The sequence below is a fragment of the Mesorhizobium sp. CC13 genome (genome assembly GCF_039907765.1).
GTDB lineage: Bacteria > Pseudomonadota > Alphaproteobacteria > Rhizobiales > Rhizobiaceae > Aminobacter.
Genome location: NZ_JARDJI010000004.1, coordinates 159,052 through 173,364, shown reverse-complemented (window position 1 = coordinate 173,364; position 14,313 = coordinate 159,052). Strand labels below are relative to the sequence as shown.

The window sequence follows — 14,313 nt, the reverse complement described above, 5'->3', positions numbered from 1 at the left end:
CTCATGCCACGAGAGCAAGCTACGTGGCATGTCTTGCGCGAGGCTGGCGGCTCAGGTCAGACGATCAGGCGGTAGCCGAGGAAGCGCTTGGAATCGATCGGGTCGTGGCCGAGACGCTCGCGCAGCTTCTTGCGAAGCTTGCTGATGTGGCTCTCGACGACGTTTTCTTCGACTTCTTCGTCGAAGACGCCATAGATGGCGTTGAACACCTGGGTCTTGGTGACGCGGCGGCCGCTGTTGCTTGCCAAGTATTCGAGAATGCGGCGTTCGCGGCGCGGCAGAGGCAGCGGCTCGCCGTCGATCTCGGGATCGCGGCCATCCATGAAGATGCGCATCGCGCCGATCTGGGTGAAGCCGGTGTCCTCCTGGGCACGGCGGCGGATCGCCGAGATGCGCGCCAGGATCTCGCGGATGTGGACCGGCTTGCGAATGACGTCATCGACGCCGGATTCGAAAAGCTTGAGGGTGTTTTCGAGGTTGTTCTGCTCGCTGAGCGCGATCACCGGCGCCTTGGTGCGGTCACGCAGCTGGCGCGGCGAGATGGCGCCCTCCCGGCAGTCGCCGATGAGGAAGGCGCGAACCGAGCGGAGATCCTCGTCGGGAGCGCTCGAAACCCATTCGCCGAATTCGGTGGAGCGGAAACCCGCGCAAGCCACGCCTTCCCGGTCGAAAAGCGAATTGTATCCCTTGGTGACGAGCTCGCGCTCGTCGACAACCACTATCATCGGCCCCGCCTCCGAATCGAAAAGTTAATGCCCCGTTAACCAATCGGTAGCGGTCGCCGGCGGGTGTCTCCAATCGCGAGATCTTGCCTATATTTTTTGGGGAGTCGTGAATCGCGCAGGTTGCAGCGCTGCACGACATGCGTGCAGCGGCAATGCGGTTCGAAAAATGCGGTCGACGGCCCGGCGGGCGGCCGGGCGTTGGGGTCAAGACGCCTAGGAGTTGCAGAAGCTCCTGGCGTTCGAGGTCCATTGGCCGAAGCCGGTGGCGACCATGTTGGCGATGACGCGGCAGACATAGCGCTTCTGCGCCGGGTCGTTGTCGGGGCCGGCGTGATAGCGGGCGACGGCCATCGACCAGCTCTCGTGGCGCTTGCGCAGGCTGACGAGGAAGCGCGCGGCGTAGTCGACGTTGAGGCGCGGATCGAGCATGTCGCGGACGCTGCTGAACTCGGCCGCGTGGTAGCGGAAGTTGATCTGCATGCAGCCGAGGTCGATCAGGGTCTTGCCTTCGCCGCGCGCGGCCTCGAACGCCGCGAGGGCTTCGGCCGGATTGCGCGGAAACACCGCTTTTCCTTCTATATTCAATGCATTGGGCTGAAGACTGCCCTTCTTGCCGGTCTCGGTTAGGCCGACCGCATAGAGGATGCCGACCGGCACGCCGTAGCGATCGGCGGCGCGCAGGATCTCCGGCTCGCACGGATTGACGGCGGCGGATGCCGAGGCCAGCGAAACGCTAGATATAGAGGCTGCTGCCAGGACGGCCAGGGTCAAGCGTCGAGATATTGCGCAGGTTGCCATCTTCATCCGGTGCTCTCCGTCCTGCCTGGCCGCTGCCCGACCCGCCGCTCTCGCTGCCCGTGCCGCCCGACTGGAAGGCCGGCTGGTCGCGTCCGCCCGCCCCACCCGCGAAGGCCGAACCGTCGTTGCGGGCCGGGGTGCCGGCGTTGGCCTGGGGCTGCTGGATGGTGAGGCGATCGACCTCGAAGCCGAGACCGCGCAGGGCACTGGTGAGCGCCTCGCGATCGGCCGAAAGGCGCTGGTAGGCCTCTGCGTTCTCCACCTCGATCTCAACGCTGAGTTGCTCTCCGGAGAGGCGCAGGCTGGCAGTGACCATGCCCAGCTCGACGGGCCGCAACTGGATCTTCAGAACATGGGTCGCGCCCGGCGCGGAAGTGCCATCGTGGACCTGCGCTGCGGCGGCGGCAGCCGACCTGCCGGGGGCTGAGGATGCGATGGCGAGCGCCAGTGCGCCGGTCGTCCCGCTCGGGCCGGGGGAAGCCGGTGCCGGAATGAACTGCTCGGCAACCACGGAGACGCGGGCAGGGGCGGCCGGCTGGTCCGCCTGGCCGGACTGCTGAGCGGGCCGCGGCCTCTCGGCATCGACCACGATGTCCTTGACCAGCTGGCCGGGGGCTTCGCCGGGGGTTGCGCCCGGCTTCTCCGAGCCACGCGCCTCGGCCGACACGGCCATGCCCGGCGGCGGCGAAATGCCGTCGGAGGGATTGCGCGGCTGCAGGCCGGCGAGCACGAGCGACGGGCGGCTGGCGGCGGGCGTGTCGCCCGAAGCGCCGGGATGTCTTTCGGCGGCGGCCTCGCCGTCCTCCGAAGCGGCGTCGGCCGGCTGGCTCGCAGCCTTGCGCAGTTCGCTAAGCGCTATGAGCAACGGCATGGCGGCGCCCGGCGCCTCATCCGCCGCCTTGGGCTCGGCGTCGGCTTCGGCGACGGCAGGCGAGGTCTCGTCGGACGGAGTTGCCTCGCTCTCCTCGACCGCGGCGGCGGTCGCCAGCGGCTCAGGCGGTTCGGCGGCGGACGATGCTTCGGCCAGCCGCTCGAGCAGCTGCTGCAGGCGCTTGCCGTGCGGCGCTTCGGCGCCGGCCTGGCTTTTGGGCGACTGCCTGGGCTCGAGCAGGGCGCTGCCGAAATCGGCGGCCTCTTCGTCGCCGGCGAGGGCGGAACGGCCGGTTGCGGGCGCCTGCCTGGCGAGCGGGCCGGCCAGCGCCGGGCGGATGGCGTCGGTCATTTGGGGGAGCCTCCGAGAAGTTCGTCGATGGCCTCGAGCTTGCGGCGGGCGTCGATGATCCTTGGATCGCCCGGCTCGGCGGCGGCCGGCTGCGCGGCAATGGGGGCGGGGTCGGCGACGGCCGGCACGGCCGGTTCGCGGATCGTCGCGGGCGCGGCCGCCGTGGCCTCGGGCACGGGCTCCATGGCGTCCGGCACCATCGGGTCGGCGGGAGCGGCGGTGTCGATGTCGATCGAGGCCGGCGGCAGGTCGCCGATGTCGGTGGGCGGGGCGCCGGTCGGCGAGCCGGTGGGCACGCTGGAAACCACCTCGGAGGCCACCGCCTCGGCGGCGTCGAGGAGGGCACGGTCGCCCTTGGAGAGCTTTTCGCGGTCGATGCCGCCGAGCTTGCCCAGCATCTCCTCGACCGAGCCGGAGGTGACGGCGGACAAGCCGGAATAGAGCTGGGTGCGCGGGTCGGCGTCGTTGCGCTGGCCGTCGCGGCCCTGCTCGGCCTTGCGCGAGGCATAGGCGGAAAGCTCGGTGAGGCCGTCGATGGCGGCGCGGCGGGCGATGCGCAGGTAGACGACCTTCTCCTGCTCGGCGTCCATCATGGCGGTGATGTCGGCCAGCGCGTCGAGATTGATCTGGCCGTTAAGCGCGACGACGCCCGCAACGAAGGCATCGGCGAACTGGCTGGCGTAGGGCGAGCGCAGATAGGCGCGGACATATTGGGTGGAGTTGCGCAGGAAGCGGCCGCCGTCGGCGAGCCGGGGGGCAAGGCCGACCGAGCGGCGCAGCGCCGCCTCCTCGACGAGCGTGCCGGGGGCGAGCAGGCGCGCCTGGTCGAACAGCTCGACCGCCGTCTCCGGCGTCTCGGTGATCGCCACCGAGCCCTTGACCAGGGCGAGGAAGGCGCCGAGCTCGGAGGTCTGCGCCAGCGGCTCGACGGCTGCCAGCGCCGCGATGGTGCCCCTGGGCTTGCCGCGCAGATAGTCGATGACGCCCTGGGCCATGGTCCGGTCGGCCTCCTCGAGGGTGAGGCGCGACACGACCTGCTCGATGGTGACGGGATTGCCGCCGCTCATGGCGTAGATGAGCAGGGCGCGGAAGTTCTTCTTGTCGCTGAACTCGCCGGGTTCGGCGGAGCGCATGCGCTGGTCGGTCAGCTCCAGCAGCTTGCGTTGCATCGGCAGCGAGGCGAGGTCGCCGGCGGCGATGCGGTCCTGCACCAGCTGCAGGCAGCGCACCATCTGGTAGGGTTCCAGCGCCGGCGCCTCGGCGGCGCGCGCAGCGCCGGGCGCGCCGGCGGCGAACAGCGCGACAAGGGCAGCGGCGCCGGAGAGGGTCGCCACCAGCCTCATTCGTCGTGCTCCAGCAGGATCTCGATGCGTCGGTTGACGGCCGCGTAGGGATTGGCCGGGTCCTTCAGCTTGCGGTCGGCGAAGCCGGCGACCTCGACGATGCGCTTCTCGTCGAGCCCGGCGCGGACCAGCATGTAATAGGCCGAGTGGGCGCGGGCGGTAGAAAGCCGCCAGTTGTCGTAGGTGCCGCTCTTGAACGGGCGCGCGTCGGTGTGGCCGTTGATCGAGACCTTGCCGTCATGGGCGGCGATGGTCTTGGCGATCTTCTCCATGGCGTGGACCAGCTCGCGGCGCGGCACGGCGGAGCCGATCTCGAACATGCCGAAATCGAGCTGCTCGGTGACGGAGATGACGACGCCCTTGTCGGTGGCGACGACGGACATGCCGTCGGGAAGCTGCTCGCCGGGCTTGAGCGCTTCGGCCAGCTCGCGGCGGATGGCGTCGGCCTGGTCGATCGTGTCCTGGGTCGGCCGGTCGTCGGGCTTGGCCCCGGGCTTGGCGGGTGCCGTGGCTAGGGCCTCGGCTTCGGCGGCATCCGGGTTGGGCGCGTCGCCGGCCGTCTCGGCCTTCTCGCGCGCCGTCGCGGTCGGCGCCGGGGTCGCCGGCGGAACCTGTTCGGCGGCGGCTCCGGGCTTTGCCTCCACGGCCTTCACGGCCGGCGGGATCTCCGAGCGGGCGGCCTTGTCGCCGGGCTTGGCCGGCTCGCCCTCGAGGGCGGCGCGCTCGGAGCTCGCCTCGGCGGCGGGCGTCGCCACCTGCTCGGTCCAGAAGTCCGGCGCGAAGGGATCGCGATAGGCGTCGCCGCCCGAGGCGCCGGTCGCGGGGCCGGCCTCCTGCGCGCCGCCGTCGCCCTTGTCGGAGACGTTGGCCTTTTGACCGGTGTCCTGCGCGATCTCGGCGAGCACGGCATAGGGGTCGCTGAACAGCTGCTCGTCGGAGCGCTTCACCGTGTCGGCGGCATCGACGGAATTCTGCTCGGTGGAGGGGCCGGCATTGCCGCGGCCGTCGGTGCCGGCCTTGTCGCTCGCCTGCTGGGGATCCTCGGCGGTGAGGCCGACGGAATTGGGACCGTCGCCGAGCTCCTCGATGCCCTTGCGGCTGGCGTTGCGGTCGACCAGCTTGACCGGATTGAAGTAGCTCGCGACCGCCGCCTTGGTCTGCTCGTTGGCGGCGCTGATCAGCCACATGACAAGGAAGAAGCACATCATCGCCGTCATGAAGTCGGCGAAGGCGATCTTCCAGACGCCGCCATGGTGGGCCTCGTCATGGTCGCCATGGTGGCGCCTGACGATGACGATCTCGTGCCGCGGTTCACTGTCGTTGGCGACGCTCATGGCAGGGTCTCGGAAAGGGCGGCGGACCATTCGCCGAGCCGGGTCTCGAACAGGCTGTCGTCGATGGCGACGCCGAGGTCGAAGCCGGCGGCCTCGGTGAAGTCGACGGCTTCGGCGCGGTCGCCGAGGGCGGCGGCGAGCGCGTCGAACATGAATTGCGGCCCGCTGACCTTGATGCGCACGGCGTCGCGGTCGGCCAGGGCCGCGAGAACGGCGGCGGCGAGCGCATCGATCGAACGGCTGCGGATGTCGTCGCTGACCAGCCCGGCGATGACGCGTGCCGCCGCATCGGTGGTGAGGTGGACGAGGCGCGCCTCCATGTCGCCGATGCCGGCCATGATGACGGCGCCCGCATCGGAGCCGAGGCGGGCGCCCAGTGCCGCAAGTTCGGCTCCGTGGCGCTGGCGCTCGGCCTCGAGCGCTGCCTCATGCTCCTGGGCAAGTCGCGCCGCGAGCGCGGCCTCGGCCTCGGCGACGGCCGCGGCGACCAGGGCCGGAACGTCGAGGTCCGGCACCGGCTTGGGATAGGCGGCGCCCGCCGGCCGCGCGGGCTCGGCATCGCGCGGGGCGTGCGGCGCGAAGTCGGTCAGCCGTTCGAACAGTGCGGCGATGGACATCAGGCGGCCTCCGCGGCGGCCCATTTGCGCAGGATGAGCGCGGTGCGTTCCTCATTGAGGTCGACCATGCGGGCGAGCCTGTCCTGCGGCGCGGGGCGCAGCTTGTTGCGCAGGTCGTCGATGGCGTTGGGGCGGGCGCCGGGCAGGGCCGGCGGCGCCTCGGCGGCGGCCTCCGGCGTCGGCAGCGAGCGCTGCACCTCCTCGAAGCTCGGGCCGGCCAAAGCGGGCGTCGCCGGCTTGGAGAGCGCGGTCGCCATCGGCCTGAGGCCGAAGAAGGCGACGAGGAAGACGACGACGATGAAGGCGGCGGCATTGATCATGGTGCCGGCGTACTGGCCGATGGAGGCGAGCACGCCCGGTCCGGAGACCTCCTCGCCCTCGAGGCCGTCGATGAACTCCACCGCCGAGACGTTGATGCTGTCGCCGCGCTTCTCGTCGAAGCCGGTGGCGGAGGCGACCAGCTTCTGGATGTCGGCGACGCGGGCGGCGATCGCCTCGGGCGTCGCGTTCTGGCCGAGCACCGCGGCGAGGCGCTGCTGGTTGACGACGACGGCAATCGACATCTTGGTGACGGTGTAGCCGTTGGAGACGGTGGCGATGCGCTTGGAGTTCATCTCGTAGTTGGTGATCTCTTCCTTGCGGTCGCTGGCCGAGCTCGACTGCGGCCCCTCGGTCGCCGTCGCCTCGGCATCGGGCAGGTTCTGCTCGACGGTGGTCGGGGTGGCCGACTGCTTCTGGTTGCTGTTCTCATTGGCGCGCACGACCTGGACCGAGCGTTCGACGCGCGAATCGGGATCGAAGATGGTCTCCTCGGTCTGGCGCGAATCGGTGTTGACCTCGGCCTTGACGCTGGCGCGGAAATTGTCCGAGCCGAGATAGGCGGCGAGCGCGCGGCGGATGTTCTCCTCGATCTGGGTCTCGACGGTGCGCTCGACGCCGATGGCGCGGGCAGCGCTCGAATTGCTGGGATCGTCGCCCGAGGCGAGCAGGTTGCCGCCGGCGTCGAGCACGGTCACGCGCTCGGCGTCGAGCCCGGGGACAGCGGCGGCAACGAGATGGCGGATCGACAGGGCGGACTTCTCGGCGTCGGCGTTTGCGGCGCGGATGACCACGGAGGCCGAAGGCTTCTGCTCGTCGCGGCGGAAGTTCGCCCGTTCGGACATGACGATATGGACGCGGGCCGCCTTGATGCCCTCGATCGACTGGATGGTGCGGGCGATCTCGCCTTCGAGGGCGCGCACGCGGGTAACCTGCTGCATGAACGAGGTGAGGCCGAGCGAGCCGACATTGTCGAACAGCTCGTAGCCGGCGTTGGCGCTGGTCGGCAGGCCCTTCTCGGCGAGCAGCATGCGCGCCTTGGCGGTGGAGCCGGCGGGGACGAGCACGGTGGTGCCGTCGGAGGCGACGTCGAAGCCGATGCCGGCCTCGCTCAGCACCATGCCGATCTGGTTCACGTCGGAGCGCTCGAGGCCGACATAGAGGGTCTCGTAGGCGGGACGGTTGAGATAGACCGACGCCACGCCGACGATGGCGAGCACAAGGGCGGCGATGCCGCCGAGAATCGCGAGCCGGCGCGGGCCGAAGCTCTGCAGATTGGCGACGATGCTCTGGATCTGTTCGGGCACGTGCGAAGGCTCCCCGCAATATCTTCCACGGAGACCCTAGAACTCGAAGCTTGTGCGAAAATGAAATGGGCCGCGCGAGGCGCGGCCCACAGAGATGGGATGCGGGTTCGGGCGGCCGGTCAGCCCTTGAACAGGGAGAGGATCGCCTGCGAATTGGAGTTGGCGATCGACAGCGCCTGGATACCGAGCTGCTGCTGCACCTGGAGCGCCTGCAGGCGGGTCGATTCCTTGTTCATGTCGGCGTCGACGAGCTGGCCGACGCCGCGGTCGATGGAATCCATCAGCTTGGAGACGAAGTCCTTCTGCAGGTCGATGTGCGACTTGGCGGCGCCGAGCTCGGAGGCGGCCAGGGTCATCGACGTCAGCGCCGTCTCGATGTCGGCGAGGTAGCCGTCGATGTCGGCGTCGGTGCCGTTGGTCTCGACGTCGATGGCCATGATGTCGGCGGTGATCGGCTTGGGCGTGCCGTTGGCGGCAAAGAGCGTGATGTTGGTTATGTCGATCGAGACCTTGCCGAGGGTGACGGTGCCGTCGGCGGCACGGTTGTAGGAGGAGACGATCTCGACCGGGCCCGGATCGTCGGTGGCGAGCATGTTGGAGCCGGCATAGCTGGCGCCGACCGCCGCGCTCTTGAGGTGGACCTGCAGGGTGGCGATCTCGCCCTGGATCTGCTGGCGGATGTCGAGGCCCTGGCCGCGCGCGGTGATCAGCTTCTGCTTGACGTCGTCGATGACGCCGATGACGTCCTTGAGAGCGGTGTAGGCGGTGTCGACCTTGCCAGCGCCGAGGCCGAGGGCGTCCTGCACGGACGAGTTGGCCTTGTTGTCGGAGCGCATGGTGGTGGCGATGGACCAGTAGGCGGCGTTGTCGGACGCCTCGGCGACGCGATAGCCGGTGGAGATGCGCCCCTGGGCGACCTGAAGCGCCTTGTTGGTGGAGCTCAGGCTTTGAAGCGCGGTCATTGCCGACGCGTTGGTCATAATGCTGGACATCGAATGGGCCCCCTCTGTCGATCTGCGCGCCGCCTCGCGGGCGCGTGCCGATTGCGGTTTCAGTCCGCTCCGCCGATGACGCGGGCCAAACCGGCAATGCAATTGGTTAACCACGACTAAACAACTATGGTTAACGGCGAATTAACGACGACGCGGCACGCGCCAGCGCACGCGCACCGTCGGCGGGAATTTACCGGAACCGAGCTTGTGCGTGGCTATCTGGGAGCGGGGAGGCGCGGAGGCATGCGCGGGCGGCGACCTGTCGGGCGCAGGATGCGACCGGGGCCAGCAGACAGAGCAAGGCCAAAAAAGAAAACCGGGCCGCACCTTGCGGTGCGACCCGGCCTTCGATCCACATGCCTGAGACGGCTCGGATCGATATCGATGCGGGCGCGGCGAACCGCGCCCGTCCGGTATTGTTAGCCGCGGAACAGCGACAGGAGCGACTGCGAGCTCGAGTTGGCGATCGAGAGCGCCTGGATGCCGAGCTGCTGCTGGGTCTGCAGAGCGGCCAGACGTGCCGACTCCTTGTTCATGTCGGCGTCGACCAGCTGGCCGATACCGCGGTCCATCGAGTCGATCAGCTTGCTGGTGAACGACTTCTGCGAGTCGACGCGGGTCTTGGCCGCGCCGATGCCGGCGGCGGCGGTCTTCATCGCGTCCAGGGCGGTCTCGACGGTCATGGTGTCGGTCGCGGCAGCCAGCGCGGCTTCGAGATCGTAGGCGGCAACCGTCATCGTCGTCGGAGCGGCGCCCGGCTGGTAGCCGGTCACGATGTTGGCAGCCGTGCCGCCGGTCTCGAGCATGTTGACGCCCTGGAAGTCGGCGTTCTGGGCGATCGAGGTGACCTGGGCCTTCAGCTGGGTGATTTCAGCGTCGATGGCGGCGGTGTCGGTGCCCGGCGTTGCGCGAGCAACGTACTTGGCCAGGATTTCCTTGGTCTTGTCGATGGCCTCTTCGAGAGCGCTCGAAGCGGTGTCGAGGATGGCGGCGCCGAGGCCGAGGGCATCCTGCACGGCGCTGAGGGCGCCGGTCTGCGAACGCATGCTCGTGGCGATCGACCAGTAGGCCGCGTTGTCGGAAGCGGTCGAAACGCGCTGGCCGGTGGCGATGCGGTTCTGGGTGGTCTCGAGGTTCTTGTTGGTGCTCGCGAGGGTCTGCAGCGCCGTCATTGCGGACGCGTTGGTGAGAAGGCTAGCCATGAGCCCTGTTCCTTGTACACAAATTTTATGAGGAACATGCCGGAAAACCACCGGCTCGGGCGAAGCGGCATCATGCCTATGGCCATCTGTCGTGGCCAACTCGCCCTGTACCGCGATCTAACGGGCGACTTCCTACCAAAGGTCTAAATAGTATGGTTAACCCGCGTTAACCTGCTGATTTTTTTACAGGAATGCACGTTTTGCGCGCGGCGGTGCAACCGTCGCGCGACCTGACTTTCGGATGTGCGGGGGAAGAGCTCGGCTGAGCTACGCGAAGGATCTCACCAGGCTGCCGACGAGCAGGTTCCAGCCGTCAATCAGCACGAAGAACAGGATCTTGAAGGGCAGGGAAACCACCGTCGGCGGCAGCATCATCATGCCCATGGCCATGGTGATGGTGGCGACGATGAGGTCGATGACGAGGAAGGGCAGCACGATCAGGAAGCCGATCTCGAAGCCGCGGCGGATCTCGGAAATCATGAAGGCGGGAACGAGGATGCGCAGGTCGACCTTCTCTTCCGACACCGCCTGGCCGCGCTCGCGGGCGAGGTCGGCGAAGAGGGCGAAGTCCTTGTCGCGGACGTTGCGCATCATGAAGGTGCGGAACGGGTCGGAAATGCGGTCGACCGCCTCGGCCTGGGTGATCTGGTCGTCCATCAGCGGCTTGACGCCGTTCTGCCAGGCCTGATCGAAGGTCGGCGCCATGACGTAGAAGGTCATGAACAGCGACAGCGAGATCAGGATGAGGTTGGCCGGGGTGGACTGCAGGCCGATGCCGGTGCGCAGGATCGAGAACGCGATGACGAAGCGGGTGAAGCTCGTCACCATGATGAGCAGGCCCGGCGCGACCGACAGCACGCTGAGCAGGCCGAACATCTGGATGATGTAGCCGACGGTGGCGCCGTCGGCCTTGCCGATCGCGCTCAGGTCGAGCTGCTGGGCGCCGGCGGGAAGGACCGTGGCGGCCAGGATGGCGGCGGTAGCCAGAAATTTCTTCATTCGAACAGCAACGTCCTGATCAGGACTTCCTTGACCTTGCCGCCGCTGCGCAGCGCGGCGCGCTCGTCGAGGTCGGTCTTGAGCTGGCGGAGCGCGCTGGCGCCTTGGATCTGGTGGATGCGCAAGGTGCGGGCATAGGCGAGCAGATCCTGGTGGACGCGCTCGGCCATTTCCGGCGGCTGCGGCTCGGTGAGCACCAGCGAGACTTCGAGACGCACCCACATGGTGTCCGGGGCGGCCAGGTTGGTGGTGATCGGGGCGAGCTGCACCAGCGTGCCGTTGGCCAGGCGCTGGTCGCCGCCTTCACCGGACTTGTGCGACGGCGATTCCGCGGCCGGCTTTTCGGCCGGCTTGCCTTCGCCCTGGAGATAGGCGCCCGACAGCCAGCCCATGCCGACGGCGGCGGCGGTCATGAGCACGAGGATGCCGATCTGGACGACCGCCGAGGGGCCGGTCTTGCGCGGGAGGGGCTGTTCGACGGTCGACATGGGCGCGCCTAGAACGGGAGGACCTGGTCGAGGAACTGCTGGCCGTAGGGTGGCTGCTGGACCTCGGTCAGGCGGCCGCGGCCGCCATAGGAGATGCGCGCCTCGGCGATGCGCTCGTAGGGAATGGTGTTCTCCGGCCCGATGTCGGACGGGCGCACGATGCCGGCGATGGTGAGCACGCGCAGTTCGGCGTTGACGCGGACCTCCTGCGAGCCGCGGATGATCATGTTGCCGTTGGGCAGCACCTCGGTCACGACGGCCGCGACGAGGAGGTCGAGCTTCTCGGAGCGGGAGGTGGCGCCGTCGCCGGCGAACTTGGATTCGGAATCGACGTCGGCATCGGCCGAGCCGCCGGTGCCGGCGCCGTCCCATTCCATGTCCATGCCGAGCCCGATCTTGCGATTGGAGGTGCGCGAGCGCTCCGACTCGTTCTTGAAGCGGGCGCGGTCGTCGATCTGGATCCTGACGGTCAGGATGTCGCCCGGCTGCAGGGCGCGCGGATCGGTGAACATGCGGCTCTGCTTGTCCTGCCACAGCGAGAAACGCTTGACCGGTGCCGTGGGCGCCTCGGGATAGCGGTACATCGCCGAGCTGCTGTCGTCGATGCCGGAGCCGACCGCCGACATGGTGGGCTCCTTGTTGATCTCCTTGAGATTGGCGGCGCAGCCGGCGAGCACGCCGGCGAGCGAGGCCGCGAGAAGGGCGTTTCTGGTCATGAGGGGTCTTCCCGGCGCGTGGCGCTCGCCATGACGCGGGTGAGCTCCGCGGCCGACTTGCTTTCCATTTCGTTGAGGATGACGCTCGACTTGCGGGCGTCGAGCTTCATCAGGATGGCCGAGGCGAGCTCGACATTGAGCTCGGAAAGGCGCTCGGCGGCGGCGTCGGGTTTCATGCGCGAATAGATCTGCACGAGGTTCTCCTCGGCGCGGGCGAGGAACACCTCGCGGCGCTTGAGCCAGGTCTCGTATTCGCTGCGCTTCTCTTCGAGGGCGGCGAGGCGCTGGTCGACGTCGGCCTGCAGCTTCCTGAGCTCCTCCGCCTGGATGGCATAGCGGCGGTCGCGGGCGGCGTCGGCGATGTTGGAGCAGAAGCGCTCGACCTCGCTGGGCGCGGTGGGAGCTGCGCGTTCGCCCGAGGCCTCGGGGCCGTCGAGCACCTGGCGGACCTCCTGGGCGTGCGACGGGGCACTGCCCATCAGCACCGCCGCGACGGCGGCCGCGGCGAGCGCCCGGCTGCGGAGTGGAAGGGGAAGAACGTTCGCCATGACGAGCCCTATTGCACAACCAGGTCGGCCTGCAGGGCGCCTGCGGACTTGATACCCTGGAGGATAGCGATGATGCCGTCGGGCTTGACCCCGAGGCGGTTGAGGCCGGCGACCAGGGTCTGCAGGTCGGGGCCGTTGAGCAGGCCGACCTTGGAGCCGGGACGCTCGGCCTCGATGACGGTGAAGTCCTCGACCGCCGTCTGGCCGCGCGAGAAGGGCTCGGGCTGGACCACCCGCGGCTGCTCGGTGATACGCACGGTGAGCGTGCCGTGGCTGATGGCGACGCGCGAGACCTTGACCTCGTTGCCGATGACGATGGTGCCGGTGCGCTCGTCGACGACGACGCGGGCGGGCGCATCCGACTTGACGAGCAGGTTCTCGAGCTCGGCGTAGAAGCGTGCGGTGGAGATGCCTTCGGGCTTGCGCACGATGACGGCGCGCGAATCCTGCTCGCCGGCGACGCGCTTGCCGAAACGCTGGCGGGCGTAGCCGTTGATGGCGTCGGCGATGCGCACGGCGGTGGAGAAGTCCGGGTTGAGGAGCTGCAGGGTCAGGACGTTCTCGTCGACGAAGCGCGCCTTGACCTCGCGCTCGACGATGGCGCCGTTGGGTACGCGGCCGGCGGTCGGGGTTCCCTGCGTCACGGATTCGGCCGCGCCCTGGGCGTTGAAGCCGCCGACCAGCATGGAACCCTGCGCCACGGCGTAGATCTCGCCGTCGGCCGCCTTGAGCGGGGTCATGACGAGCGTGCCGCCGGCCAGCGACGAGGCATCGCCGAGCGAGGAGACGTTGACGTCGATGCGCGCGCCTGCCTGCACGAAGGCGGGCAGGTTGGCGGTGACGATGACGGCGGCGACGTTGCGGACGCGGGCGCGGCCGTCCTCGGAGGCGACGCCGAGATTTTCGAGCATCGCCCTTATCGACTGCTCGGTGAAGGGCGAGTTGCGCAGGCTGTCGCCGGAGCCGTTGAGGCCGATCACCAGGCCGTAGCCGACGAGCTGGTTGTCGCGCGCTTCCTGCAGGACGGCGATATCCTTGATGCGGACGCTGGCGAGGTTGCCGCCGCTGTTGAGCGTGGTCAGCCGGCCGGGGTCGTCATAGGCGCCGGCCAGGCCGTCGCGTTCGCCGAGACCGGCGTAGTCGTTGCCGCTGCCGCCGTTGCCGACCGGCTTGCCGCCGGGCTCCTGCAGCTCCGATATCGGCGTGCCCTCGGGACCGTCGGCATAGGCTGCCTGGAGGCCGAGGACGGCGACCGCCGCGAGTACCAGCCTGCGGATCATGTCGCACCTACGCGGATGGAGCCGTCGGCCATGACGGTGCCGGTGAGGATCTTGCCGCTGTCGACGTTGCGCACCTTGACCTGGTCGCCGGCGGAACCCGGGTCGAGGGCGACGGCGGCGGCCGAAATCGTCAGCGCGCCGGCCTCGAAGACCACCTGGACGGCGGCGCCGCGGTCGACCAGCCAGGGCTGGCGCAGCGCGCCCGCCGCGACGTAGCGGCCGGGCAGCAGCGTGCGCTTGGCGACCTTGCCGTCGAGCTCCTCGGCGCGTGTCGCGACCCCGTCCGGGCGCACCTTGCCCGGCTTGAGCGTGACTTCCCGGAGCGACGACATGACGACCGTCTCCCCGGGATAGATGACGCGGTCGGGGACGAGAACGACCTCCTGCGCCCGGGCCGCGCCGGCGCCGCCGAGCATGGCGAGCG

At 68.9% G+C, this 14,313-nt stretch carries 15 protein-coding genes; all 15 read right to left on the bottom strand.

The window, feature by feature from the left end; all coding sequences use genetic code 11:
* Positions 1-56: 56 nt before the first annotated feature.
* Complete coding sequence (locus tag PV773_RS08745; RefSeq protein WP_340036714.1) at positions 57-725, bottom strand: response regulator transcription factor; 669 nt, start codon at positions 723-725, stop codon at positions 57-59.
* Between the two features lie 213 nt (positions 726-938).
* On the bottom strand, positions 939-1,523 hold the full coding sequence (locus tag PV773_RS08740) for a transglycosylase SLT domain-containing protein (protein ID WP_347966087.1): 585 nt from the start codon (positions 1,521-1,523) through the stop codon (positions 939-941).
* A complete protein-coding gene (locus PV773_RS08735) occupies positions 1,459-2,745 on the bottom strand; it encodes a flagellar hook-length control protein FliK (RefSeq protein ID WP_347965976.1) in 1,287 nt (428 codons plus the stop codon). Before PV773_RS08735 ends, PV773_RS08740 begins: the two co-directional genes overlap by 65 nt.
* Positions 2,742-4,088: a chemotaxis protein MotC gene (locus PV773_RS08730; protein ID WP_347965975.1), complete on the bottom strand. Its 1,347-nt coding sequence runs from the start codon at positions 4,086-4,088 to the stop codon at positions 2,742-2,744. The genes PV773_RS08735 and PV773_RS08730 overlap by 4 nt, the downstream gene beginning before the upstream one ends.
* Positions 4,085-5,422: a MotB family protein gene (locus PV773_RS08725; protein ID WP_347965974.1), complete on the bottom strand. Its 1,338-nt coding sequence runs from the start codon at positions 5,420-5,422 to the stop codon at positions 4,085-4,087. The genes PV773_RS08730 and PV773_RS08725 overlap by 4 nt, the downstream gene beginning before the upstream one ends.
* Positions 5,419-6,039 carry a hypothetical protein gene (locus tag PV773_RS08720; RefSeq protein ID WP_347965973.1) on the bottom strand — a complete coding sequence of 207 codons (621 nt, stop codon included), beginning with the start codon at positions 6,037-6,039 and terminating at the stop codon, positions 5,419-5,421. Before PV773_RS08720 ends, PV773_RS08725 begins: the two co-directional genes overlap by 4 nt.
* Positions 6,039-7,664: a flagellar basal-body MS-ring/collar protein FliF gene (fliF, locus tag PV773_RS08715; protein WP_347965972.1), complete on the bottom strand. Its 1,626-nt coding sequence runs from the start codon at positions 7,662-7,664 to the stop codon at positions 6,039-6,041. The genes PV773_RS08720 and fliF overlap by 1 nt, the downstream gene beginning before the upstream one ends.
* A 119-nt stretch (positions 7,665-7,783) precedes the next feature.
* Positions 7,784-8,656: a flagellin gene (locus PV773_RS08710; protein WP_347965971.1), complete on the bottom strand. Its 873-nt coding sequence runs from the start codon at positions 8,654-8,656 to the stop codon at positions 7,784-7,786.
* Positions 8,657-9,075: 419 nt separating this feature from the next.
* The gene (locus PV773_RS08705) at positions 9,076-9,858 is read right to left on the bottom strand and encodes a flagellin (protein WP_347965970.1); all 783 of its coding nucleotides are present in this window, start codon (positions 9,856-9,858) and stop codon (positions 9,076-9,078) included.
* A 267-nt stretch (positions 9,859-10,125) separates the two neighbouring features.
* Positions 10,126-10,857, bottom strand: coding sequence for a flagellar type III secretion system pore protein FliP (fliP, locus tag PV773_RS08700; RefSeq protein ID WP_347965969.1), 732 nt, complete (start codon positions 10,855-10,857; stop codon positions 10,126-10,128).
* Complete coding sequence (locus PV773_RS08695) at positions 10,854-11,345, bottom strand: flagellar basal body-associated FliL family protein (protein WP_347965968.1); 492 nt, start codon at positions 11,343-11,345, stop codon at positions 10,854-10,856. Before PV773_RS08695 ends, fliP begins: the two co-directional genes overlap by 4 nt.
* 8 nt (positions 11,346-11,353) lie before the next feature.
* The gene (flgH, locus tag PV773_RS08690; RefSeq protein WP_347965967.1) at positions 11,354-12,061 is read right to left on the bottom strand and encodes a flagellar basal body L-ring protein FlgH; all 708 of its coding nucleotides are present in this window, start codon (positions 12,059-12,061) and stop codon (positions 11,354-11,356) included.
* On the bottom strand, positions 12,058-12,609 hold the full coding sequence (locus tag PV773_RS08685; RefSeq protein WP_347965966.1) for a MotE family protein: 552 nt from the start codon (positions 12,607-12,609) through the stop codon (positions 12,058-12,060). The genes flgH and PV773_RS08685 overlap by 4 nt, the downstream gene beginning before the upstream one ends.
* 8 nt (positions 12,610-12,617) lie before the next feature.
* A complete protein-coding gene (locus tag PV773_RS08680) occupies positions 12,618-13,889 on the bottom strand; it encodes a flagellar basal body P-ring protein FlgI (protein WP_347965965.1) in 1,272 nt (423 codons plus the stop codon).
* Positions 13,886-14,305, bottom strand: a complete 420-nt coding sequence (flgA, locus tag PV773_RS08675; RefSeq protein ID WP_347966086.1) for a flagellar basal body P-ring formation chaperone FlgA — start codon at positions 14,303-14,305, stop codon at positions 13,886-13,888. The genes PV773_RS08680 and flgA overlap by 4 nt, the downstream gene beginning before the upstream one ends.
* Positions 14,306-14,313 lie beyond the last annotated feature (8 nt).

Bases quoted from the DNA above. Each gene is read 5' to 3' on its own strand.
- PV773_RS08745 (WP_340036714.1), bottom strand. From the start codon at position 725: ATGATAGTGGTTGTCGACGAGCGCGAGCTCGTCACCAAGGGATACAAT.
- PV773_RS08740 (WP_347966087.1), bottom strand. From the start codon at position 1,523: ATGGCAACCTGCGCAATATCTCGACGCTTGACCCTGGCCGTCCTGGCA.
- PV773_RS08735 (WP_347965976.1), bottom strand. From the start codon at position 2,745: ATGACCGACGCCATCCGCCCGGCGCTGGCCGGCCCGCTCGCCAGGCAG.
- PV773_RS08730 (WP_347965975.1), bottom strand. From the start codon at position 4,088: ATGAGGCTGGTGGCGACCCTCTCCGGCGCCGCTGCCCTTGTCGCGCTG.
- PV773_RS08725 (WP_347965974.1), bottom strand. From the start codon at position 5,422: ATGAGCGTCGCCAACGACAGTGAACCGCGGCACGAGATCGTCATCGTC.
- PV773_RS08720 (WP_347965973.1), bottom strand. From the start codon at position 6,039: ATGTCCATCGCCGCACTGTTCGAACGGCTGACCGACTTCGCGCCGCAC.
- PV773_RS08710 (WP_347965971.1), bottom strand. From the start codon at position 8,656: ATGTCCAGCATTATGACCAACGCGTCGGCAATGACCGCGCTTCAAAGC.
- PV773_RS08705 (WP_347965970.1), bottom strand. From the start codon at position 9,858: ATGGCTAGCCTTCTCACCAACGCGTCCGCAATGACGGCGCTGCAGACC.
- fliP (WP_347965969.1), bottom strand. From the start codon at position 10,857: ATGAAGAAATTTCTGGCTACCGCCGCCATCCTGGCCGCCACGGTCCTT.
- PV773_RS08695 (WP_347965968.1), bottom strand. From the start codon at position 11,345: ATGTCGACCGTCGAACAGCCCCTCCCGCGCAAGACCGGCCCCTCGGCG.
- flgH (WP_347965967.1), bottom strand. From the start codon at position 12,061: ATGACCAGAAACGCCCTTCTCGCGGCCTCGCTCGCCGGCGTGCTCGCC.
- PV773_RS08685 (WP_347965966.1), bottom strand. From the start codon at position 12,609: ATGGCGAACGTTCTTCCCCTTCCACTCCGCAGCCGGGCGCTCGCCGCG.
- PV773_RS08680 (WP_347965965.1), bottom strand. From the start codon at position 13,889: ATGATCCGCAGGCTGGTACTCGCGGCGGTCGCCGTCCTCGGCCTCCAG.
- flgA (WP_347966086.1), bottom strand. From the start codon at position 14,305: ATGCTCGGCGGCGCCGGCGCGGCCCGGGCGCAGGAGGTCGTTCTCGTC.